The following is a 22218-nucleotide window of genomic DNA, read 5'->3' as shown; positions in this document are numbered from 1 at the left end:
CCGGCGGGGCGCCGGAAGCGGTGTGGGGCGCTCGGGGTGACGTTGGCGCGAATTCGTCTGCGGGGTGGGGGGTGTTGGGTTGCCCACCGCTACCGCGGCGGGATTTCTCCCACCCGTGACTGTGGGGCGCGACTGGTCCCAGAAATGGGCGGGCGGGTGGGAGACGCCGCCGCGGAGCGGCGGGGTGGGTGGGCAGCAGGGTGCGACTGGTCCGAGGGCGCGGCCCCGCCGGTCGCAGCCGGGCCCGGCTAGGCCGGGGGTGAGCCGAGGACCTCGGTCAGGTCGTATCCGGCGGGCTCCTCCAGCTGGGCGTACGTGCACGAGTCGGGGGAGCGGTCGGGCCGCCACGCCCGGAACTGGGCGGTGTGCCGGAAGCGGGCGCCGTTCTCCATGTGGTCGTAGGCCACCTCACACACCCGCTCGGGCCGCAACGGCACCCACGACAGATCCTTCTTCCCGGTCCACCGACTCACCGCCCCCGGCAGCCGTGCCCCCTCGTGGGCGGCCTCCTCGGTCCACGCCGCCCACGGATGCCCCGCCACGGACTCCATCCGCAGCGGCTCAAGCTCGGCCATCAGCTCGGCCCGCCGCTTCATGGCGAAGGCCGCGCACACCCCGACGTGCTGCAACGTCCCCCCGTCGTCGTACAGACCGAGAAGGAGCGACCCCACCACGGGCCCGCTCTTGTGGAAGCGGAAGCCCGCGACGACGCAGTCCGCGGTCCGCTCGTGCTTGATCTTGTACATGAGGCGTTCGTTCGGCCGGTACCGCAGGTCGAGCGGCTTGGCGATCACCCCGTCGAGCCCGGCGCCCTCGAACTCCTCGAACCACCGCTCGGCCACCTCCCGGTCGAGCGTGGCGGGAGCCAGGTGCACGGGCGCGCTCACGCCCTCAAGGGCCCTGGTCAGCAGCGCCCGCCGGTCGCTGAGGGAGACGTCGAGCAGGGACTCGTCGAAGAGGGCGAGCAGATCGAAGGCGACGAACGACGCCGGCGTGCGCTCGGCGAGCATCCGCACCCGGGACTCCGCGGGATGGATGCGCTCGGTGAGGGCGTCGAATTCCAGCCGCCCCCCGCGCGCGATGACGATCTCCCCGTCGACCACACACCGCTCCGGCAACCGCTCCCGCAGCGCCTCGACCAGCTCGGGAAAGTACCGCGTCAGGGACTTCGTGCCCCGGCTCCCGATCTCGACCTCCGGCCCGTCCCGGAAGACGACGGCCCGGAACCCGTCCCACTTCGCCTCGTACTGCATCCCGGGCGGAATCCGCGCCACGGACTTGGCGAGCATGGGCTTCACGGGCGGCATCACCGGGAGATCCATGGTCCAAATCTAGGTGCCGTCCAGACAGCCCGCCTGTTCAGTCGGCATCCATAAAGGCCAGGTCAGCGAACTCGTCCAGATCGCGGAGCCTCCTCAGGGCACGCACGATGTGCTGGCGAGCGGACGCGCCATCCCGTCCGCACCCGCAGGACCTGCGCACTCAAGGTTTGTCCAAGGGTCTCTGCGGGCGCGATGCCCACAGTGAGACGCACAAGCCACTGCACCTGGGCTACCCGGGCGCAGCGGAAAGCCTCACTGGAACGGGACCTCGAGGGGGACACTGAATATGGGCGTGATCAAGAACAAGGCAGTACGTGCCGCCGGCATCGTCACGGCAGGGTCAGCATTGATCATCGGCTTCACCAACGGAACAGCCAGCGGGGCGACCAACGCGACGTCACCCGGGCAACACGCGGTCAGCGGAAAGAAGCAGGCCTCCGACCCCAGTGGCTGCCGCAGCTTCGCGAACAACATCAGGGGTGCTGCGATCCGCGGCGTACTGTGCTGGAACGAGTGGGCTGAGCCCACCCCGAAGAACTACCACCCCGGCAATCCGGGCGAGACGGTACTGAAGGACACCGCCCGGGACGGCCGCAGTGCCGAGCTGTGGTCCTACACCCCCGGATACCCCCGCTGGAAGCACCAGAGCACCATAGGTGGAGTCAACAAGACGGTCGACCTGTCCGGGGCCTGGTGGGGAGTCGTGAACGGCAAGACCTCCCAGACCAGTCTCAAGATCTGCACCAGCGACGCCGGGAGCGACCGAAAGTGCAGCGGACCCTTCTGAGGAAGGGCCGCTGCAGAAACACCCGCTCCGGATCGCTGTGGCGGACCGGGGCGGGAAGCGGCCGATGCGTTGGACGGCCTCGACCTCCCGGACCTCTCGCACGATATGCGGCATTTGTCGTACCCGTCTACCGTGGCTCGCATGGGCGCCGGCGCGGCGGTGGAGCTTAACGCTGGAGAGCGGCAGGTGCGGCTCTCCAGCCCCGACCGTGTGCTGTTCCCCGAGCGCGGCTTCACCAAGCGGGACCTCGCCGAGTACTTCATCGCCGTCGGCGACGGCATCGTGCGGGCGCTGCGCGACCGGCCGACCACCCTGGAGCGGTACCCGGAGGGCCTCGGCGGTGAGCACTTCTACCAGAAGCGTGCTCCGAAGAACCTGCCCGACTGGATCCCCACCGGCACCATCACCTTCCCCAGCGGCCGCACCGCCGACGAGATCTGCCCCACCGAGGTCGCCGCCGTCGTCTGGGCCGCCCAGTTCGGCACGTTCACCTTCCACCCCTGGCCGGTCCGCCGTGCCGAGCCCGACCATCCGGACGAGCTGCGCATCGACCTCGATCCGCAGCCCGGCACGGACTACGGTGACGCCGTCCGCGCCGCCCACGGGCTGCGGGAGGTCCTCGGTGACTTCGGCCTTCGCGGCTGGCCCAAGACCTCCGGCGGGCGCGGTATCCACGTCTTCGTGCCCATCGCGCCCCGCTGGACCTTCGTCGAGGTGCGCCGCGCCGCCATCGCCTGCGGTCGGGAGCTGGAGCGCCGTCATCCGGACGCGGTGACCACCGCCTGGTGGAAGGAGGAGCGCGGCGAGCGCATCTTCGTCGACTTCAACCAGACCGCCCGCGACCGCACCATCGCCTCCGCCTACTCCGTGCGCGCCCGTCCGCACGCCCCCGTCTCCGCGCCGCTGCGCTGGGACGAGATCGACGACGCCGTGCCCACCGACTTCGACATCGGCACCATGCCCGCGCGCTTCGCCGAGGTCGGCGACGTACAAAAGGACATGGACGAGCACGCCTTCTCGCTGGAGGGGCTCCTGGAGCAGGCCGACCGCGACGAGAGGGACCACGGGCTCGGCGACATGCCCTATCCGCCCGAGTACCCGAAGATGCCCGGCGAGCCGAAGCGGGTCCAGCCGAGCCGTGCGAAGCACGACGACGACTGAACCCGCCTCGGTGAGGGCACCTTTTACAGCTACAGCTACAGCTACAGCTCCTTGATCCGGATGTCCCGGTACGACACCACGTCCGTCACACCGTGGACCTGGAGCCCGATGTACCCGGACGCGAAGCGGCGGCCGTCCGTGCCGGGGTCGTCGCCGCGCGGCGGCTCGAAGAGCTGGCCGCCGGTGTTGTCGAACTCGTTGAGCAGGACGCCGTTGCGGAACACCGAGTACTTCTGGTCGACCACGCGGATCTCGTAGTCGTTCCAGGTGCCCTTGGGTGTCACGCCCGCGCCCGCGAGGCCGACGCGGTCGAAGCCGTAGACCGAGCCGGTCTTGTACATGTCGCCGTCAGGACGGTCGAGCACCTGCACCTCGTGGCCGTACTTGATGGCGACCCACTCCGGACGTGACTCCTCCGGGTGATCGTGGACCTGCGGGAAGCGCACGAACACACCAGAGTTCGCGTTCCCGGACGCCGGGGCGTCGTCGCGCCACTGGAGCTTCAGCGAGAAGTCCCCGTACTTGCGCTCGGGGAACCACAGCATGCCCAGGCCGTTCTTCGTGGTGCCCGAGGTCATCGACCCGTCGGTGTTCAGGCCGAACGAACCGCCGCCCACGTGGCTCCACTTGGCGAAGGACTTCTGGGTGCCGTCGAAGAGGTGACGGTAGCCCTCGGTCTGGCCGGGCTTGCCGATGCCCGACTGCTTCGCCGCCTTGTTGATCTTGTTGTACTCGCGCTGGTCGATCTCGGCGGTCTTCTTGAGGCGGTCCGTGACGGTCTTGACGTGCTTGAGGAACAGCGCGTGCGACGACCAGTCCTTCTCGTCCTCGATCAACTCGCCTATGCGACAACGGTTGTTGGTGACGCGGTTCGGGATCCCCGTGTCGACGGTGCCGACGAAGACCGTCAACCGCTCGTCGTACTCCGGGCAGTTGGGGCCGGGAACGCCGCCGCCCTCGTCGACCGTGAACGCCACCGACTTCGCGGGCGCGGTGTTGCCCGCCTTGTCGCTCGCCCGGTACGCCACCGTGTGCCGCCCGACGCGGTCGACGACCACGGGCGCGGAATACGCCACGTACGGCCCACCGTCCAGGGAGTACTCGACCTTGTCCACGCCCGTCCCGGAGTCGGTCGCGGTGACCGTCACCTTGGCCTTCCCGATGTAGGCGCCGTCCGAGTTCTTGTCGCCCTCGACCTTCGCCGACGTCTCCGGCGGCGTCTTGTCCTCGGTCGGCGGCGCGACCACCGCGAACTCCACCGCCTTCTCCGGCGCGACGTTGCCCGCCTTGTCGGAGGCGCGGTAGCGGACCTTGTGGCTGCCCACCTCGTGGACCATCACCGGCGTCGTGTACGGCTGCCAGTCGCCGGCACCGATCGCGTACTCGACCTTGTTGAGGCCCGAGCCCGCGTCGGACGCCGACACCGTCACCGTCGCCATGCCGAGGTACTGGCCCTGGCCGTTCTGCTCGCCGCTGACCGTCGCCGAGGTCTCCGGCGGTGTCTTGTCGTCGGTCGGCGGCGGGACGACCTTGAAGTCGACCGCCTTCTCCGCCGCCACGTTGCCCGCCTTGTCGGCAGCCCTATAGCGGATCTTGTGCGTGCCGACCGTGTTCACGACCACGGGCGCCGTGTACGGCTGCCAGGCGCCGTCGGCCCCGACCGCGTACTCGACCTTCTCGACGCCCGAGCCGCCGCTCTCGTCGGTCGCCGTCACCGTGACCGTCGCCGAACCGACGTACGCGCCGTCGGAGTTGGTCGCCCCGTCCACCTTCGCCCTGGTCTCCGGGGCGGTGGTGTCCTCGCCGCCGCCCTCGGTCACGACCAGGATGCCCTGCATCGCGCCGTGGCCGGGGATGGTGCAGTAGTAGCGGTAGCGGCCCGGCTTCAGGGTGACCTCGGCCGTGTGCTTGCCGCCCTTGTCGTCGCCCGGGTTGGCGAGGATGTTCAGCGGGACGTCGTTGTTGTACTCCGGGTCGGAGACGTCGAACGTCAGCGTGTGCGGCATGCCGGTGGTGTTGCCGGTGGCCACGCTGTTCTCGAAGACGATCGTCGTCTTGCCCGCGACCGCCGTCGCGGGCGCCGACTTGTACTTGGAGATGTCGTTGTCGGCCGTCCAGGTGAGCGTCTGCTGCTCCGCGGCGATCCCGGTGTCGTCGGGCCGCGCGCTCGCCGCCGACGTCAGGCCGACCGCCATCAGGAACGCGGCGAGCAGCGCCGTCCAGAGTCTGCCGCGGCCGCCGCCCCGGCGAGCGGATCTCACGGATCGCACGGATCTCATCGGCTCGCCTTCCTCGCCAGGTCGGAGGCGGCCGGAGTGGCCGCGCCGCCCTTGTACGTCACGCGCCACAGCGCCGACTTGGCGTCCGAGGTGAAGAAGCCGCGCCCGTAGTCGAGGACGTACAGCGAGCCGTCCGGCGCGAACTTCCAGTCCATGAGGTTCTTGATGTTGTCGTTGCCCACCGGAATGATCTTCTTCAGCGATTCGGCGTGCACCGGCAGACCGCCCTTGCCGACCGTCTTCGGGTCGGTGAGCACCGCGTGCCGCGGCTGGTCGCCGTCGTAGAAGTCCCCGACGAACCACTTGCCGTCCCAGTACGACGGCCACTTGTCCGCGCTCGTGCTCGCCTCGTCGTAGCGGTAGACCGGGCCGTTCATCGTGGCCTGGCCGCCGCCCTTGAGCCACGGCAGGAGCTGCTTCTGCTCCTCCGGCTTGTAGCTCGGCACGCCGTTCGCGTCGCGCGGGTAGTCGATGCCGCCGCCCTGCGGCGAGTACCAGATGGTGTTGGGCTCGGCCGGCGGGATCTTCACCAGGCCGTCGTTGTTGGGCGACTCGTTGCGCAGGTTCTTGCAGTCGTACCAGCCGAGCGGCTTGCTCGGGTCGGGCAGATTGCGGTCGCGGTAGGGCTGGTTGTTGCCCATGCAGTACGGCCAGCCGCGGTTGGAGGCGTGCGTGATGGCCGCGAACGTGTCGTACTTCGCCGGGCCCCAGGTCGTCGACGGGTTGCCGGCGTCGGGGCCGACCCACCCGGCGTACAGGGTGTCGGTCTTCTTGTCGACGAAGATGCGCGCCGGGTTGCGGACACCCATCACATAGATCTCGCCGCGCGTCTTGCCGCCGCCCTCGTCCGGCTCCTTGCCGGTGAACAGGTTGCCTTCGGGCAGGGTGTACGTGCCGTCGGGCTCGGGGTGGATGCGCAGGATCTTGCCGTTGAGGTTGTTGGTGTTGCCCGCGGTGCGGCGGGCGTCGGCGAAGGAGACGCCCTTGAAGTGGGGCTGCGGGTTGTTGCCCGAGTAGCCGTCGCTGAAGCCGGAGGAGTTGTTGTCACCGGTCGCGATGTACAGGTTGCCCTTGGAGTCCCAGGACATCCCGCCGCCCGAGTGGCAGCAACTGTGCACCTGCACCGGCCACTTGAGCAGCACCTTCTCGCTGCTCAGGTCCAGCTTGTTCGTGGCCTGGTCGAGGGTGAAGCGGGAGACGTACCGCTCGGCCATGTGTGTGTCGCGGTTCAGCTGCGAGTGCGGCGTGTAGTGCAGGTACACCCAGCCGTTCTGCGCGAACTTCGGGTCCAGCTCGATGCCGAGCAGCCCTTCCTCGACCTTGATCAGCTCACCGCCGCCGCCCTTGTTGCCGAAGACGCTGAGCGCCCCGGCCAGGGTCGACTTCTTGGTCTTCGGGTCGTAGACGTGGATCTCGCCCTTGCCCTTGCCGATGTCGGGGTTGTTCCAGTCGGTGATCACGGGCTGCGAGGAGTCGGCGCCGCCGCGGCCGATGTAGAACACCCGGCCGTCGGGCGCGGTGACCAGGCCGTGCGGCTCGCCGATCTGGTCGTTCTGGCCCGGCTTGTTGGGCTGGGTCAGGCGCTCGGCCTTGTAGTTCGCGTTGATGGTGGCCTTGCAGTCGGCGCGGGCGATGCGGGTCGTCCACAGCAGGGCGCCGCGCAGATGGCCGCGGAAGTCCGCCTCGTCGTAGGCGTCCGCGGTGCCGCCCATGCCGGTGTAGAAGGACCGGCCGCCGTCGTAGTCACGGCACCACGACACCGGGTGGTCCGCGCCGTTCGCGCCCTCACCCGGCTTGTACGTGGCCTCGCGCACGCGGGCCACGGTGTGGACGTTGCCCGACGGCCCCGACGGACCGGTCTCCCAGTTGAGCCACTTGTCGGGGCGCTTCCACTCCAGGGGGAGGCCCTTGGTGGCGGGGTTCTCGCGGTCGCCGACCTCGACGGTGGCGCGCTGCACGGCGGTGGGGCTCGCGTCCTTGGGGCGGGCGCCGACCAGTCCGGTGAACCAGGACGAGTAGGGCTCCGCGCGGGCCGCGTCGTGCAGGCCGAGGAAGCCGCCGCCGGCCTCCATGTAGGCCTCCAGGCCCGCCTCCTGCTCGGCGTCGAGGACGTCGCCGCCGCCGGTCACGAACGTCACCGCGTTGAACTTGCCGAGCTTCTTGGCGTTGGTGAACACGGCCGGGTCGTCGGTGGCGGTCACGGTGAAGCGCTGCTCGGCCGGGCCGGACTGGCCGATCTTCTCGATGGCGGCGATGGCCGCGTCGACGACCGGGGACTCGTCGCCGCCCGCGGCCGAGCCGTAGAAGGCGAGCACACGCACGTTCGCGCCACCCGGGGGAGCGGGCAGCGCGCGTGACATCGTTGTCTTCATCGCCTCCGCGTCGGGGGGCGGTTCCGGAAAGGGCCGCGCGGTCGCGGCGGGGCCCGTGAGCAGGCCGGCGGCGACGGCCCCGGCGGCCAGGGCCGCCGCCCAGGCGCGGCGCGTGGATCTCTGTCTGGTTCTGCCCAACCCTCGTACGGTTGGGGGCGTTTGATGCGGTTTCAGCCGCATGAGTACACCCACCCATCGTCGGTCACGGCTACGGCGAATACATCAACAGCACCGGAGAAGCTAGCCCCCCTTGGAGGGCTGGCGCCGACGAAGCTAGCCCTCTTTTGACGGCTAGCCAAGGGCTACGACATCACTTCGTGCGACCTTTGTCCTGCGTGTGGATAAACCGGAGCGCTGCCGCTAGCGTGTGGCCGGAATCCGGTGCCCCGGGTGCCCCGACCGTGTCCGTACGTAGCGTCAGTTTCCGTATATGAGTGGGGAGTTCGCCATGGACAGACGGAGCTTCAACCGCCGGATGCTGGCCGGGGGAGCGGCGGCGACCGTGGGGGTGACATCGTTGTCGGTGATGGCCGCGGACTCCGCGGCCGACGCGCCGCGCGCCGTCGACCCGCCGAAGACGGCTCCCGCGGGCGGCGAGGTGCGCCGCATCAAGATGTACGCAGAGAGGCTTCCCGACGGGCAGATGGGCTACGGCCTGGAGAAGGGCAAGGCCTCCATCCCCGGCCCGCTCCTCGAACTCAACGAAGGGGACACCCTGCACGTCGAGTTCGAGAACACCACGGACGTCGACGTCAGCCTGCACGTGCACGGCATGGACTACGAGATCTCCAGCGACGGCACGAAGCACACCAAGTCCCAGGTGGCACCCGGCGGCAAGCGCACCTACACCTGGCGCACCCACGCCCCGGGCCGCCGCAAGGACGGCACCTGGCGCCCCGGCACCGCCGGCTACTGGCACTACCACGACCACGTCGTCGGCACCGAGCACGGCACGGTCGGCGTGCGCAAGGGCCTCTACGGCGCGGTGATCGTGCGCCGCAAGGGCGACATCCTGCCGGACCAGACCTGCGTCGTCGTCTTCAACGACATGCTGATCAACAACAAGCCCGCGCACTCGGGCCCCAACTTCGAGGCCACGGTGGGCGATCGGGTCGAGTTCGTGTCGATCACGCACGGCGAGTACTACCACACGTTCCACATCCACGGTCACCGCTGGGCCGACAACCGCACCGGCCTGCTCACCGGCCCCGACGACCCCAGCCAGGTCCTCGACGACAAGATCACCGGTCCCGGAGACTCCTTCGGCTTCCAGGTGATCGCGGGCGAGGGGGTGGGCGCGGGGGCGTGGATGTACCACTGCCATGTGCAGAGCCACTCCGACATGGGGATGGTGGGGCTGTTCCTGGTCAAGAAGCCGGACGGCACGATTCCGGACTACGAGCCGCACCATCCGCACGCGAAGGCGGAGAAGAAGTCGGGTGCGGACACGTCCGACGGGAAGAAGGCCGACGGGGCCAAGTCCGGGGGCGCCGAGTCGGGTGGGGGAAGCGCGGACCACTCGCACCACTGACGCCGGTGCCGCGAACGCCTCAGCGCCGCGCGTGGCGGACCTTGAGGCGTCCCATCCCCATGGTCCCGGTGATCCGGATCGTCGGTCCGCCACCGGGGCGTGCCCCGCGCCCGGCCTTGTACAGCGTGTCCTTCCAGGTGGAGCTCAGACCTTCGAGGTCCACGACCGCGTCGCGCGGCACGGTGATCCTGGCGCCGCCCGTGCCGAGCTGCAGCTCGATGTCGAGAACCGGATGCTCGAAGACAGCCTGGGACAGGTCGAGGCTCACCCGGCCGAGCGCGGAGTGGACCTTGAGATGGCGCGGCACCCGCCAGGCGCCGCCGCGCCGGATCCGTCCGGTGGCGGCGGTGATCGTGGACGTGGTGCCGGGGTCCTCCGCCGGGAGCGAGCCCAGGGCCGACTCGATGTCGCCCGGCGTCTCGGCGGTCAGGATCCGCTGGAGGTGCGCGTCCATCTCCTCGTGCGAGATGTGCCCTTCGGCGTACGCCTCCTGCAGCCGTCGCACGGCGGTGTCGCGGTCGTTCTCGCTGATCCGCGGCTGCGGTTCCTTCGGAGGTGGCGTCACGGTCTCACCCTAAGGGGCGCGCGGGGTCCGCGGCCGGTCGGCGGCGGCCGGCCCGCGCGGCCCGGGGCTATCCTGATCGGCAACCGTCGACGAGGAGTCCCGAGGTGCCCGAGGCAGCAGCGCGTCCCACGCTGGAGGCCGTGGCCGCGCGGGCCGGGGTGTCGCGGGCGACGGTGTCACGTGTGGTGAACGGCGATGCCGGGGTGCGGGAAGCGCTCGCGGCGAAGGTCCGGCACGCGGTGCGCGAACTCGGCTACGTCCCCAACCGCGCCGCCCGCAGCCTCGTCACCCGGCGCCACGACGCCGTCGCCGTGGTCATCGCCGAGCCCGAGACCAGGGTGTTCGCCGACCCGTTCTTCGCCCGCCAACTGCGCGGCATCAGCAAGGAACTGACGGCACGTGACGTCCAGCTGGTGCTGCTCCTGACGGAGGGCAGGGACGACCACGAGCGGGTCGGACGCTATCTCGCGGGCGGTCACGTCGACGGCGCCCTCGTCTTCTCGCTGCACCTGGACGACCCGCTGCCCGGCATCATCCACGGCGCCGGTCTGCCCACGGTGTTCGGCGGGCGGCCCGGCTGGACGGGCGGCGCGGGCAGCGTCCGGTACGTCGACTGCGACAACCGCGGCGGCGCCCGCCAGGCCGTGCGCCACCTCACCGGCCTCGGCCGCGGCCGCGTCGCCCACATCACCGGGCCGCTCGACCAGACCTCCGCCGTCGACCGCCTCGACGGCTACCGCGACGTCGTACCGGACGGCGATCCACGGCTTGTCGCCGAGGGCGACTTCACCCCCGCGGGCGGCGAACGCGCGATGCGCGCCCTCCTGGAGCGCTGCCCCGACGTGGACGCGGTCTTCGCCGCGAACGACCTGTCGGCGGCCGGGGCGCTGCGCGTGCTGCGCGAGTCCGGGCGGCGGGTGCCCGAGGACGTGGCGGTCGTCGGCTTCGACGACATGCTGCCGCTGGCCGAGCAGGCGGATCCGCCGCTGACGACGGTGCGCCAGGACATCGAGGAGATGGGTCGCCTGATGGCGGCGCTGCTGCTGCGCGACCAGGGACAGGGCATGGGTCAGGGGCAGGCGCAGGGCCCTCACCAGGGGCAGCCGCAGGGCCCTCACCAGGGGCAGCCGCAGGCCGGGACCCCGGACGCCCCGAGGGAGGCCGCGCGCGTGGTGCTGCCCACGCACCTCGTACGCCGGGACTCCGCCTAGCGGTCCGCCGCTGCCCGGGCGCGCGGAAGGGGGCGGGCACCGGAAGGATCTGCCCGCCCCCTGGAACGCGCGGCCCAGCGCCTACGCGCCGACCGACACCGTGAACCTCCGCGGGTTCCCGTCGTGCGCCGCCCCCGACACGTCCGGCTGGCCGTCCGGACGGACGTCGTCGTACGGGAAGGCGTACCCGATGGGCGAGTTGGCGTGCACCACGCGGGCCCAGTGGTTGGTGACGTCGCCGCGGTAGTAGTCACCGGACGTCGTGCCGTTGGGTTGCGAGGGGTGGGTCAGCATGATGCTGCGGTTGAATCCTGCGGCGAGGCGGGCGAGGAGGCCCTTCTTGTCGTCGGGGTCGTTCGGGTTGTTGGCGAACGGGCCGTGGTTGCAGGTGAAGACGTCCTTCGACGAGGGCTTCGCGAAGGTGTGGCCGCCCTCGAAGGTGAGCGTGTCCCCGGTGACCCGGCCGACGCGCACGCCCCGGCCGCCCTGGAGGTCGATGCGCAGGTCCGTGGACCGGTACTTGTCCCAGACCTGGTCGACGTAGCCCTTGAAGAGGTCGCGGAACGGCATCTGGTCGGGGCGGTCGAAGTACGGGGCCATGAGGTTCTGCGGGGAGATGACCCGCAGCACGCCGCCGTCCCCGCGGATCACCAGCTTGTCCCAGGGCTGCCCGTCCTTGCCCGCCTGCGCCACCAGATCGGCGGCGATCTTGTCGACGGCGCCGTTCGGCAGCGGGGCGACGGTGTGGGTGGCGTCGCCCGCCAGGGTCAGGCCGATGGGCAGCGCCGTCACCAGGTCGACGTAGCTGATGTTCGCGTACAGCTGGGTGCTGTTGAACGTGAACTCGCAGAACGACCACGTGCGGCCGTAGTTCGGGTCCTCCTTGGTGGCGAAGGCGGGTTCGACCAGGCTCGGGCCCGGGTTGAGGAAGAAGTCCAGCTTGTCGTCGCGGACGAAGTAGACGCGGGCGCCGTACATCTGGGGCAGCGTGAGCACCTTGGGCGCCGAGCCCGCGGCGCCGAGGGGGATGGCGCAGTCCACCGGCAGCGGTGTCTGCGGGGCCGACGGCGATTCGGGGCGGTAGACCCCGCCGTCCGGCTTGAGCAGCAGCCAGCGGTCGGTGCCGGGCTCGTGCCCGGTGACGTAGGCGCGGACCTGGCCCGGCAGCGACTTGTTCTGCAGGGCGAGTTCGCAGGTCGCGGGCGCGGCGTCGGCGCGCGGGCTGAGCGCGCTGCCCCAGGCGGGGTAGGTGAGGGCGCCCGCGGCGGCCGCGGACGACGTCAGGAACACTCTGCGCGAGATCACGGAAATTCTCTCCTGGCTGGAATGTGGGGGGAGTTGAGCAGGAGTGCGGCCCGGGCGCGCGGTGGTGCGTCGACGTGCCCCCACTGTTGCCGCGGTGAAAACGTGGCGTCAAGAGGTGTGGCTGAGAGCGCTCTCAGAATCTTGTCCGGGTTCACAAGGTGATGACGGGCGGGTGCGGAGGGTGACGGAAAACGGTCCGATGGCGCGACAGGCGGTGACGGGCGGTGCCCGGGCCCGGGTCGCGCGCGCGGATTGTCAGTGCCCGGTGGAACACTCGGAAGTGACGGTCCCGCGAGGCGACGAGGGCCGTCCAGTGAGGCGAGAAGCGCGACAAAGGAGTCGATCATGCTCAGTGATCTCACGCTCACCGGAGCCCCGATCTGGGTCGATCTGGGCACCACGGACATCGACGGCGCGGCCGCCTTCTACCGCGCGGTCTTCGGCTGGGACTTCGAGAAGGGCGGCGAGGACGTCGGCGGGTACGGCACGTTCCAGCTCGGCGGCAGGACCGTGGCCGGCGGGATGGAGAACCCGCCCGACCTGGCCGCCCCCACCTGGTCGCTGTACTTCTGTACGCCCGACGCGAACGCCACCGCCAAGCAGGTCGGCCAGGCGGGCGGCAGCACCCAGTTCGAGCCGATGGACGTCCTCGACCTCGGCCGCATGGCGGGCTTCACCGACTCGGGCGGAGTCCCCTTCAGCGTCTGGCAGCCGGGGCAGAACAAGGGCCTGGACCTGGTGAACGCGCCGGGTGCCCTCATCTGGACCGAGCTGTACACCCCGGACATCGAGGCGGGCGCCGCGTTCTACGGCACGGTGTTCGGCTGGAAGACCGTCACCCAGCCCTTCGAGGGCGGCTCGTACACCATGGTGTATCCCGCCGACGGCACCCCGGACGACATGTTCGGCGGTCTGTGGCCGCTGGACCAGGACCCGGTCGAGCAGGAGGCCGGGGTGTACTGGATGCCGTACTTCCAGGTGGCCGACATCGACGCGGTGGTGGAGAAGGCGCGGACGAGCGGGGGCACGGTCCGGGCCGAGCGGATGGACCTCGCGGGGGTGGGTTCCTTCGCGAAGCTCGCCGATCCGCACGGCGCGCGGTTCGCGCTGATGCAGCCGGAGCCGATGCAGGGCCGATGCCGTAGGGGTCGCCGCAGGGCTGACGCCGCCGGGTCCGCCGCGGGGTCGATAAACGCCGGGAGCGCAGGCGGGGCGCGGGTCGCGGGGCCGGTGGGAGCCGGTCCCGGGGCGTTCGGCGCGCCGCGTTGAGCGAACGTTGATCGCTTGTTTCGCGCCGTCCAGCACGATCACCCCATGCACTATGACACCACTTTGACCGAGCCCGAACTGGCCTGGCAGGAGCAGGCGCTGTGTGCGCAGACCGGGCCCGACTTCTTCTTCCCCGAGCCGGGCAGCTCGGTGCGCGAGGCCAAGCGCATCTGCCTCCTGTGCGACATGCGCGAGACCTGCCTCACGTACGCACTGGACAACGACGAGCGGTTCGGGGTCTGGGGCGGGCTCTCCGAGAAGGAACGGCAGAGCCTCCGCCGCGACCAGGCCTGAGACCGCTGCGGGGGGCCGCGCCCGTCCCGGGTCCGACGGGGGGAACCGGGACGGGCGCGGCACATTCCGGCTAGGCGTAGCTCACCTCGACCCGTCGCGTGCCCGCGGGGACGTGCACGTCGTCGCCGCTCACCGGCAGCTCGCGGCCGTCCGCCGATGCCGACCGCACGCTGCCGAAGCGGCACGGGTAGACGTACCGGACCCGCTCCGGGGCCCGGGTGACGTCCACCGTCACCGTGCGCGCGCCCGCGTCGTGCGTGAGCCGGTAGCCGAAGGGCGCGCCGAACAGCGTCGGTGCGTCCTCGACGGTCACCGTGTCCCCGTCCGGCACCCAGTGCGGGCGCACGCCCGGGGCGATGTACAGATGCGGATCGCGGTCCTCGTCGGCCTCGAAGAACAGGATGTCGCGGAGCAGCAGCAGATACTCCGCGGCGGCCCAGCCGTGCGGGATGTCCCCCATGTACCAGTGCCGGTGGGGGACTTCGGTGAAGCCCGACGCCACCGGGAAGGCATGCTGCTCGTTCCACGCGCCGAGCGCCACCGCCCGGTCGTCGACGCGCGCCATGGAGGCGGCCACGGCCCAGCCGAGCAGCGCGTCCATCCGCGCCGGGTCCCCGGCGAGCAGATACGCGTGCGCCAACTGCGTGGTCAGATAGGGCCCGTAGGCGTTCCAGGCCGCCTCGTGCCGGAAGCCGCCCGTCACGAACCGGCCGTACATGGTGTCGAGGGTCCAGCGCGCCGCCCGGTCGACGTCGTCACCGAGCTTGTTGCCCATGTGCAGGCGCAGCGGATGGAAGTACGCCGCCGCGCCGATCATCGTCGAGTCCCGCCGCCCCACGTCGCCAGGACCGGTCGGGATGTACGTCTCCCACTCGCCGCGCCGCCGCTGCTCCGCGAGGACCCAGCGGACCGACGCCGCCGTGGCCTGCTTCAAGTCGTCGAAGGCGGCCCACAGTTCGCGCACGTCCGGGGTGCCGAGACGCTCGGCGAGCCGGGCCGCCTCGTACAGGCCCGCGAGGCCCCACAGGTCGTCCCAGTAGTGCGGCTTGTCGCGCTCGCCCAGGTGCTCGGCGCTCCAGCCGCTGTGCAGCAGGCCGTTCCCGTCCCGGTTGTCGCGCAGCCAGCGGGCGCCGTCGATGACGTACGGCGTGTACAGCTTCGCGCCGAACGCGGCGGCGCGGCCCGCCGTGCGGTCGTAGCGGCCGATCGCCCACAGCGCCTGGCCGTTGCTGTCCCACTCGTGGTCGTCCCGCTCGTGCGGACCGCCGTAGAAGCCGTACTCCGCGCACGGCCCGATCCGGCCGGTGCCGCGGTTGAACCGCCCCGGATAGTGCGTGCCCAACTGGTGCTCCGCGAGCGCCGCGTCCCCCACCAGGGAGCACGCCGTGGCCTCCACCGAGGAGTCCCGGATCCAGAACGAGTCGTACACCGTCGGACCCGGGTGGATCTCCCCGTGGTCGGAGAGGACGAGCAGCTGCGAGCGCGCCTGCCGGAACAGGTCCGTCAAGTGGGCCACCGGCCCCGGCAGTCCGGGCTGTACGCCCTGCCCGAGGAGCTTCGCCGACCAGAACGCCCGGTTGGCCGCGGCCAGGTCGGCGGCGGGGGCGGCCCGCAGCTCCGCGAGGTCGGCCGCCCCGCTGTACAGGTCGACGGGCAGCCGCACGTCGACCTCGAAGACCTCGTCGCCCGCGATCCGGAACGGCCACGCGAACGCGGCGCTGCACAACCCGGCGACCTGGTCCTGCGCCTGCAGTGCGGCGTTCAGCTTGCCGTCGACGGCCAGGTCGTGGAACGGGCTGCGCGCCAGATACGTGGCCGGGTCGAGCGAGAAGTCCGAGTTGCCGTACACCCCGTAGTACGCGGGTGCCGTGTCGAACGCCGGGCCCCAGCCGCTGTTCGTCTCCACCCGCGCCTCGTCGGGCAGATAGCGCAGGAACGTCAGCCGCCGGTCGGTGCCGGAGGGGTCGCGGCGGTCGTGCCGCTGGAAACCGCTCGGCCCCGCGGGCAGCACCGCCGCGCACAGCCAGCCCTCGCGCGCGGGCCCGCCGGGACCCGTGACGCTCAGCCGGGTCACCGTGAGGTCCCGCTGCCGCGGCCCGACCGGCACCGCGAACGTCCGCTGGGCGAAGGCCACGCCGTCCGTCCCGCGGAACGTCGTCACGACCTCCGGCACATGCGGCGCCTCCATGTGCTGCGTGACCGTGCCGCACTCCGCGAGCTGCGGCACCCCGACGGTGCCCGTGGCCGGGTCGTACAGGAAGAACGCCAGGCAGTACTTGTCGTACACCGGCTCGATCTCCCCGGCCTGCCCGACCAGGGACTCCTGACGGTGGTCCTTGACGCCCACCATGTGCCAGTAGCGGTAGAGCGCGTTGGAGGCGAAGGCGGCCTCCCGCGACTCGTACGTGCCCGCGTCGAAGTCGTCGCTCCAGCGCCGGAAGGCGGTCTGTGCCCACCAGGGCACGGGGTACGGCACCCGTGCCCGGTCCGCCCAGCTGCGCCACATGACCTCGTAGAACATCCACTCATGGGTCCGTGCCACTTCCGTGCACCCCCTGCGGTCGACGGCGGCTGTGTCCGTCCGCCCAACTCCGACCAACATGGCACCGCGGGGAGGGGCCGTAAACGGCCCGGGCTCAGCCCCGCGCGGCCATGCGCGCCTTGCGGGCGGCGAGGCGCTCGTCGAACTTCGAGGCCTCCGCGTCCAGGCCGCCCATGAAGAGGCCGAGCTCCTCCTGGGCGCGGGCGCCCTCGGGGCCGAGCCCGGGGACCTCCATGACCTTGAGGAAGCGCAGCACCGGCTGCAGCACGTCGTCGTGGTGGATGCGCAGGTTGTAGACCTCACCGATGGCCATCTGCGCGGCGGCGCGCTCGAAGCCGGGGATGCCGTGTCCGGGCATGCGGAAGCCGACGACGACGTCCCGCACGGCGCACATCGTGAGGTCGGGGGCGAGGTCGAAGGCGGCCCGCAGCAGGTTCCGGTAGAAGACCATGTGGAGGTTCTCGTCGGTCGCGATGCGCGCCAGCATCCGGTCGCAGACGGGGTCCCCGGACTGGTGGCCGGTGTTGCGGTGGGAGATCCGCGTGGCCAGCTCCTGGAACGCGACGTACGCCACGGAGTGCAGCATCGAGTGCCGGTTGTCCGACTCGAAGCCCTCGCTCATGTGCGCCATGCGGAACTGCTCGAGCTGGTCGGGGTCGACGGCGCGGGACGCGAGGAGGTAGTCGCGCATGACGATGCCGTGGCGCCCCTCCTCGGCGGTCCAGCGGTGCACCCAGGTGCCCCAGGCGCCGTCGCGCCCGAAGAGCGAGGCGATCTCGTGGTGGTAGCTGGGGAGGTTGTCCTCGGTGAGCAGGTTGACGACGAGCGCGATCCGGCCGATGTCGGTGACCGGCGACTGCCCCTTCTCCCAGGCCTCGCCGTCCTCGAAGAACCCGGGGAAGTTCCGGGCGTCGGAGAACGGCACGTACTCGTGGGGCATCCAGTCCTTGGCGACGCCCAGGTGCCGGTTGAGCTCCTTCTCGACCACTTCTTCCAGGGCGTACAGGAGCCGGGCGTCGGTCCATGTGTCCGTGCTGCCGAGGTGGGAAGGGGTGATCGTCACGGGGGCTCCTGGGGACGGGAGGGGGGAGGAGTGCGGTGCGAGGGGGGAACCACGGCACCGCGAGCGGTTTACCTACGGCATCGTAGGTTACGTTCCCGTAGGTTAAGCCCCCCGTAAAGAGCTCCCCGAACCGGGGTCGGCCGGAACCCCCGGCTCCGCCGTCAGCGCACCCCGCTCCCGGACGCCCCCACGGCCCGCCGCAGATGCTCCGCCGTGTGCGAGCCACGCGCCCCGAGCAGCTCCCGCGGCGTCCCCTCGAAGACGATCCGCCCGCCGTGCTTGCCGGCTTCGGGCCCCAGGTCGATCACCCAGTCCGCGTGCTTGACGACGTCCAGGTTGTGCTCGACGACGAGCACGGTGTTCCCGGCGTCGACGAGCCGGTCCAGCATCAGGAGCAGTCCGTCCACGTCGGCCATGTGCAGACCGGTCGTCGGTTCGTCGAGGACGTAGGTGGTGCCGGTGCGGTGCAGCTGGGTGGCGAGCTTGATGCGCTGGCGCTCGCCGCCGGAGAGCGTGGACAGGGGCTGTCCGAGGGTGAGGTAGGTCAGGCCGACGTCGCGCAGGGCGTGCAGCCGGCGGCGCACCGCCGGGTCGGGGAAGTCCGCGAAGAAGGTCAGGGCCTGCTCGGCGGTCATGTCCAGGAGGTCGACGACGGAGCGCCCGCCCACGGTCAGCCGCAGCACCTCGTCCTTGAAGCGCCTCCCCTCGCAGGCCTCGCACGTCGTGGTGACCGGATCCATGAAGGCCAGGTCGCTGTAGATGATCCCACGGCCCTGGCAACTCTCGCACGCGCCCCGGGAGTTGAAGCTGAACAGACCCGGCTCGGTGCCCGTCCGCCGCGCGAAGAGCGCCCGGATCCGGTCCATGATCCCCAGATACGTCGCCGGGGTCGACCGCCCCGAGATGCCGATGGACGACTGGTCGACGGCCACGGCGTCGGGGTGCTGCTCCAGGAAGGCCCGGGACACCAGCGTGCTCTTGCCGGAGCCCGCGACACCGGTGACGGCCGTGAGCACCCCGGTCGGCACCCGTACGCTCACGTCCTTGAGGTTGTGCAGATCGGCGCCCTTGATCCACTCGCCCCCGACGGGCTCGCGCGGGTGTTCCTTGACGCCGCTGGTGCGGCGCAGGCAGCGGCCCGTGAGGGTGTCGGCGGCCCGCAGCTCCTCGGGGGTGCCCTCGAAGACGACGAGGCCGCCGTCGCTGCCCGCGGCCGGGCCCATGTCGACGATGTGGTCGGCGAGGGCGATCACGTCCGGGTCGTGCTCGACGACGAGCACGGTGTTGCCCTTGTCGCGCAGGCGGAGCAGCAGGTCACCGAGGCGTCCCACGTCCCGCGGGTGCAGGCCGACGCTGGGCTCGTCGAAGATGTACGTCATGCCGGTGAGGCTGGAGCCCAGGTGGCGCACCATCTTCAGGCGCTGGCCCTCGCCGCCGGAGAGCGTGGACGTCTCGCGGCCGAGGCTCAGATAGCCGAGGCCGATCGCCTCGATCCGGCTCAGCGCGGCGACGGCTGCCCCGGCGATCGGCCCGGCGACCGGGTCGTGGATGCGGCCGAGCGCCGCGATCAGGTCGGTGACCTCCATGCGCGCGCAGTCGGCGATGGACAGGCCGCCGATGCGGCCGGCGAGCGCGGCCGGGTTCAGGCGGGCGCCGTCGCAGGCCGGGCAGTGGCCCTCGACGAGGAAGGGCTGCACCGTGTCGCGGGTCTTCTGGGACAGCGCCGACAGGTCGCGGTGCAGATACAGCCGCTCGAAGCGGTCGGCGAGGCCTTCGTAGGCGGTGGGGTGGGAGCCGCCGGCGGTGTCGACGGTGACCTTGGCGGCCTGCGTGCCGCGTCCGCCGCCGCGCATCAGGAACTGCCGTTCCGCCGCGGTGAATTCACCGACCGGCTTGTGCGTGTCGAGGTCGGTGGTGTTGGTGTACGTCTGGCCCTGCCAGGTCCCGGCGGCGAACGGCGGGAACAGGACCGCGCCGCCCGCGAGGGACTTGGCGGGGTCCAGGATGCGGTCGTAGTCGGGCCGCACGGTGCGGCCGAGCCCGGCGCACTCGGGGCACATCCCGCTCGGGTCGTTGAAGGAGTACGCGGTGGCCGGGCCCGCGCTCGGGGTGCCGTGCCGCGAGAACAGGACCCGGATCACCGAGTAGATGTCGGTCATCGTGCCGACGGTGGAGCGGGAGTGGCCGCCGATCGGCTTCTGGTCGACGACGATCGCGGGCGCCAGGTCCTCGATGGCGTCCGCGTGCGGCCGCTCGTACTTCGGCAGCCGGTTGCGGACGAACCACGTGTACGTCTCGTTGAGCTGGCGCTGCGACTCGACGGCGATCGTGTCGAAGACGACCGACGACTTTCCCGACCCCGAGACCCCGGTGAAGACCGTGAGGCGGCCCTTCGGGATCCGCAGGTTCACCTCCTTGAGGTTGTTCTCACGGGCTCCGGTGAGGGTGATGTGCTGATGTTCCATGCACGCGAAGCTAGTCGGGATACCCGACAGCTTCTGTCGTGTTTTCCAGGGTTTCCCCGGCGTCTTCCGCGATCCCGTCGGCGATGGCGTCCGTGATCGCCGCGAGGTCCCCGAACTCCTTCAGCTCCCCGTCGAGCAGCAGCCAGCGGGTGATGCCGATGGACTCCAGGAACGGCAGGTCGTGGCTGGCCACGATCAGCGCGCCCTCGTAGCTCTCCAGGGCGGTGGACAGCTGCCGGACGCTCGCCATGTCGAGGTTGTTCGTCGGCTCGTCGAGCATCAGGAGCTGCGGCGCGGGCTCGGCGAGCAGCAGCGCCGCGAGCGCCGCCCGGAACCGCTCGCCCCCGGAGAGGGTCGCGGCCCGCTGGTCGGCCTTCGCGCCCTTGAACAGGAAGCGGGCCAGGCGCGCCCGGACCCGGTTGTTCGTGGCGTCGGGCGCGAACCGCGCGACGTTCTCAGCGACGCTCAGCTCGTCGTCGAGTACGTCGAGACGCTGCGGCAGGAAGCGCAGCGGGACGTGCGCCTGCGCCTGGCCGCCGAGCGGTTCGAGTTCGCCGCCGATCGTCCGCAGCAGCGTCGTCTTGCCCGCGCCGTTGCGGCCGACGAGCGCGATCCGCTCGGGTCCGCGCAGATCGAACCCGCCCTTCACGCGCGCTCCGTAACGGAGCGTCAGGTCCAGGAGCGTCAGGACGGTGCGGCCCGGCGGTACCGCGGTGTACGGCAGGTCGACGCGGATCTCGTCGTCGTCCCGCACCGCCTCGACGGCGTCGTCCAGGCGCTCCTTGGCCTCGGACAGCTTCTCCTCGTGCATGATGCGGTGCTTGCCCGCGGACACCTGGGCGGCGCGCTTGCGGGCCCCCATGACGATCTTCGGCTCGCGCTTCTGGTCGTTCATCTTCTGGCCGTACCGCTTGCGGCGGGCCAACTTGACCTGGGCGTCGACGAGTTCGCGCTTCTGCTTGCGCAGGTCGGACTCGGCGACGCGCACCATGCGCTCCGCGGCCTCCTGCTCGACGGCGAGCGCCTCCTCGTACGCGCTGAAGTTGCCGCCGTACCAGGTCACTTCGCCGTCGCGGAGGTCGGCGATGTGGTCGACGCGGTCGAGCAGCTCCCGGTCGTGGCTGACCACGACGAGCACACCGGACCAGGCGTCGACGGCCGCGTACAGGCGCCGGCGGGCGTGCAGGTCCAGGTTGTTGGTGGGCTCGTCGAGCAGCAGGATGTCGGGCCTCCTCAGGAGCAGCGCGGCCAGGCGGAGCAGCACGGACTCGCCGCCGGACACCTCGCCCGTGGTCCGGTCGAGACCGATGTGGCCGAGGCCGAGCTGGTCGAGGGTCGCCGTGGCGCGCTCCTCGACGTCCCAGTCGTCGCCGACGGCCGTGAAGTGCCGTTCGCTCGCGTCGCCCGCCTCGATGGCGTGCAGGGCGGCGCGGGTGGTGGCGATGCCGAGCACCTCGTCCACGCGCAGGGTGGTGTCCAGGGTGACGTTCTGCGGCAGGTAGCCGACGTCGCCCGCGGTGCGGACGGCGCCTTCGGTGGGCGTCAGTTCACCCGCGACGAGCTTCAGGAGGGTGGACTTGCCCGAGCCGTTGCGGCCGATCAGGCCGGTCCTGCCGGGGCCGAACGCGACCTGGAAGCCGTCGAGGACGCCGGTGCCGTCGGGCCAGTTGAAGGCGAGCGACGTGCAGGTGATGGAGGTGGTGGGGGACTTGGGGGACGCTGACATACAGGCCTCGCGGTTGCTTGTGGGGCGGCGGGTGTGGGCAACGCGTGCGGGACACCGCGAGGGTCGTGTGTGCGTCGGCTCGCCGCCGGGGCGCCGGGAGTGCCGGGGCCGGACGGCGGGGGGCGGTCACGCCGGAGGGCCGGAAAAAGAAGAAGGCCCGGTGCCGGAACGGACGGCTCGTACGCCGAGGTCGCACGCATCGTGCGCAGCGGGGAACTCACACCGAGCGGGGAGTTCGTCGGCAGCTGCGACGCGGTGTCTCAAGACCTCAGACGAGCAACGTCCTTCTCCATTCGACGGCAACAGAACCGCTATACACCGTAGAA

The 22218-nt window shown here is 71.0% G+C and carries 15 protein-coding genes; 6 read left to right on the top strand and 9 right to left on the bottom strand.

Annotated features, from left to right (window positions below):
* Positions 1-248 precede the first annotated feature (248 nt).
* Positions 249-1322, bottom strand: coding sequence for an ATP-dependent DNA ligase (locus tag AB6L24_RS06315; protein ID WP_405653015.1), 1074 nt, complete (start codon positions 1320-1322; stop codon positions 249-251).
* 292 nt (positions 1323-1614) lie between these two features.
* On the opposite strand from AB6L24_RS06315, the gene AB6L24_RS06310 reads away from it, so the two are divergent.
* Together AB6L24_RS06310 and ligD are read left to right on the top strand one after the other, a co-directional pair.
* Entirely contained in the window at positions 1615-2109 is a 495-nt protein-coding gene (locus tag AB6L24_RS06310; RefSeq protein WP_405653013.1) for a hypothetical protein, read from the top strand.
* Between the two features lie 141 nt (positions 2110-2250).
* Positions 2251-3270 (top strand): non-homologous end-joining DNA ligase, encoded by a 1020-nt coding sequence (ligD, locus tag AB6L24_RS06305; RefSeq protein WP_405653010.1) that lies wholly within the window; start codon positions 2251-2253, stop codon positions 3268-3270.
* 41 nt (positions 3271-3311) lie between these two features.
* Here ligD and AB6L24_RS06300 read toward each other — a convergent pair whose 3' ends face one another.
* Together AB6L24_RS06300 and AB6L24_RS06295 are read right to left on the bottom strand one after the other, a co-directional pair.
* Complete coding sequence (locus AB6L24_RS06300; protein WP_405657056.1) at positions 3312-5465, bottom strand: OmpL47-type beta-barrel domain-containing protein; 2154 nt, start codon at positions 5463-5465, stop codon at positions 3312-3314.
* An 80-nt stretch (positions 5466-5545) separates the two neighbouring features.
* Positions 5546-8101, bottom strand: coding sequence for a ThuA domain-containing protein (locus AB6L24_RS06295; protein WP_405653008.1), 2556 nt, complete (start codon positions 8099-8101; stop codon positions 5546-5548).
* A 268-nt stretch (positions 8102-8369) separates the two neighbouring features.
* Here AB6L24_RS06295 and AB6L24_RS06290 point away from each other — a divergent pair, with 268 nt between their 5' ends.
* Positions 8370-9452, top strand: a complete 1083-nt coding sequence (locus AB6L24_RS06290; RefSeq protein ID WP_405653006.1) for a multicopper oxidase domain-containing protein — start codon at positions 8370-8372, stop codon at positions 9450-9452.
* Positions 9453-9471: 19 nt separating this feature from the next.
* On the opposite strand, the gene AB6L24_RS06285 is transcribed toward AB6L24_RS06290, so the two are convergent.
* Positions 9472-10017, bottom strand: coding sequence for a DUF1707 domain-containing protein (locus tag AB6L24_RS06285; RefSeq protein WP_405653004.1), 546 nt, complete (start codon positions 10015-10017; stop codon positions 9472-9474).
* 104 nt (positions 10018-10121) lie between these two features.
* Here AB6L24_RS06285 and AB6L24_RS06280 point away from each other — a divergent pair, with 104 nt between their 5' ends.
* Positions 10122-11228, top strand: coding sequence for a LacI family DNA-binding transcriptional regulator (locus tag AB6L24_RS06280; protein ID WP_405653002.1), 1107 nt, complete (start codon positions 10122-10124; stop codon positions 11226-11228).
* Positions 11229-11309: 81 nt separating this feature from the next.
* Here the strand turns inward: AB6L24_RS06280 and AB6L24_RS06275 are convergent, their stop codons facing one another.
* Positions 11310-12533 carry a glycoside hydrolase family 64 protein gene (locus AB6L24_RS06275; protein ID WP_380855970.1) on the bottom strand — a complete coding sequence of 408 codons (1224 nt, stop codon included), beginning with the start codon at positions 12531-12533 and terminating at the stop codon, positions 11310-11312.
* A gap of 345 nt (positions 12534-12878) precedes the next feature.
* On the opposite strand from AB6L24_RS06275, the gene AB6L24_RS06270 reads away from it, so the two are divergent.
* Both AB6L24_RS06270 and AB6L24_RS06265 read left to right on the top strand, forming a co-directional pair.
* The gene (locus AB6L24_RS06270; protein WP_405653000.1) at positions 12879-13802 is read left to right on the top strand and encodes a VOC family protein; all 924 of its coding nucleotides are present in this window, start codon (positions 12879-12881) and stop codon (positions 13800-13802) included.
* A 45-nt stretch (positions 13803-13847) separates the two neighbouring features.
* A complete protein-coding gene (locus tag AB6L24_RS06265; RefSeq protein ID WP_380855964.1) occupies positions 13848-14096 on the top strand; it encodes a WhiB family transcriptional regulator in 249 nt (82 codons plus the stop codon).
* Positions 14097-14166: 70 nt separating this feature from the next.
* On the opposite strand, the gene AB6L24_RS06260 is transcribed toward AB6L24_RS06265, so the two are convergent.
* From AB6L24_RS06260 to AB6L24_RS06245, 4 genes are all read right to left on the bottom strand, one after another.
* Positions 14167-16638, bottom strand: coding sequence for a hypothetical protein (locus AB6L24_RS06260; protein ID WP_405652996.1), 2472 nt, complete (start codon positions 16636-16638; stop codon positions 14167-14169).
* Positions 16639-16732: 94 nt separating this feature from the next.
* Positions 16733-17701: an acyl-ACP desaturase gene (locus AB6L24_RS06255; protein WP_380855958.1), complete on the bottom strand. Its 969-nt coding sequence runs from the start codon at positions 17699-17701 to the stop codon at positions 16733-16735.
* Positions 17702-17862: 161 nt separating this feature from the next.
* Positions 17863-20166, bottom strand: coding sequence for an ATP-binding cassette domain-containing protein (locus tag AB6L24_RS06250; RefSeq protein WP_405652994.1), 2304 nt, complete (start codon positions 20164-20166; stop codon positions 17863-17865).
* 10 nt (positions 20167-20176) lie between these two features.
* Positions 20177-21892: an ABC-F family ATP-binding cassette domain-containing protein gene (locus tag AB6L24_RS06245; protein WP_405652992.1), complete on the bottom strand. Its 1716-nt coding sequence runs from the start codon at positions 21890-21892 to the stop codon at positions 20177-20179.
* Positions 21893-22218 lie beyond the last annotated feature (326 nt).

It is taken from the genome of Streptomyces sp. RK9 (assembly GCF_045070545.1).
In the GTDB taxonomy this organism is placed as follows: Bacteria; Actinomycetota; Actinomycetes; order Streptomycetales; family Streptomycetaceae; genus Streptomyces; species Streptomyces alboflavus.
Note: the sequence above shows the minus strand (reverse complement) of the source record. Positions and strands in the feature narration are given on the sequence as shown.

Coding starts and splice junctions, on each gene's coding strand:
- AB6L24_RS06295 (WP_405653008.1), bottom strand. CDS start 8,101: ATGCGGCTGAAACCGCATCAAACGCCCCCAACCGTACGAGGGTTGGGC.
- ligD (WP_405653010.1), top strand. CDS start 2,251: ATGGGCGCCGGCGCGGCGGTGGAGCTTAACGCTGGAGAGCGGCAGGTG.
- AB6L24_RS06270 (WP_405653000.1), top strand. CDS start 12,879: ATGCTCAGTGATCTCACGCTCACCGGAGCCCCGATCTGGGTCGATCTG.
- AB6L24_RS06290 (WP_405653006.1), top strand. CDS start 8,370: ATGGACAGACGGAGCTTCAACCGCCGGATGCTGGCCGGGGGAGCGGCG.
- AB6L24_RS06245 (WP_405652992.1), bottom strand. CDS start 21,892: ATGTCAGCGTCCCCCAAGTCCCCCACCACCTCCATCACCTGCACGTCG.
- AB6L24_RS06250 (WP_405652994.1), bottom strand. CDS start 20,166: ATGGAACATCAGCACATCACCCTCACCGGAGCCCGTGAGAACAACCTC.
- AB6L24_RS06265 (WP_380855964.1), top strand. CDS start 13,848: ATGCACTATGACACCACTTTGACCGAGCCCGAACTGGCCTGGCAGGAG.
- AB6L24_RS06300 (WP_405657056.1), bottom strand. CDS start 5,465: ATGGCGGTCGGCCTGACGTCGGCGGCGAGCGCGCGGCCCGACGACACC.
- AB6L24_RS06315 (WP_405653015.1), bottom strand. CDS start 1,322: ATGGATCTCCCGGTGATGCCGCCCGTGAAGCCCATGCTCGCCAAGTCC.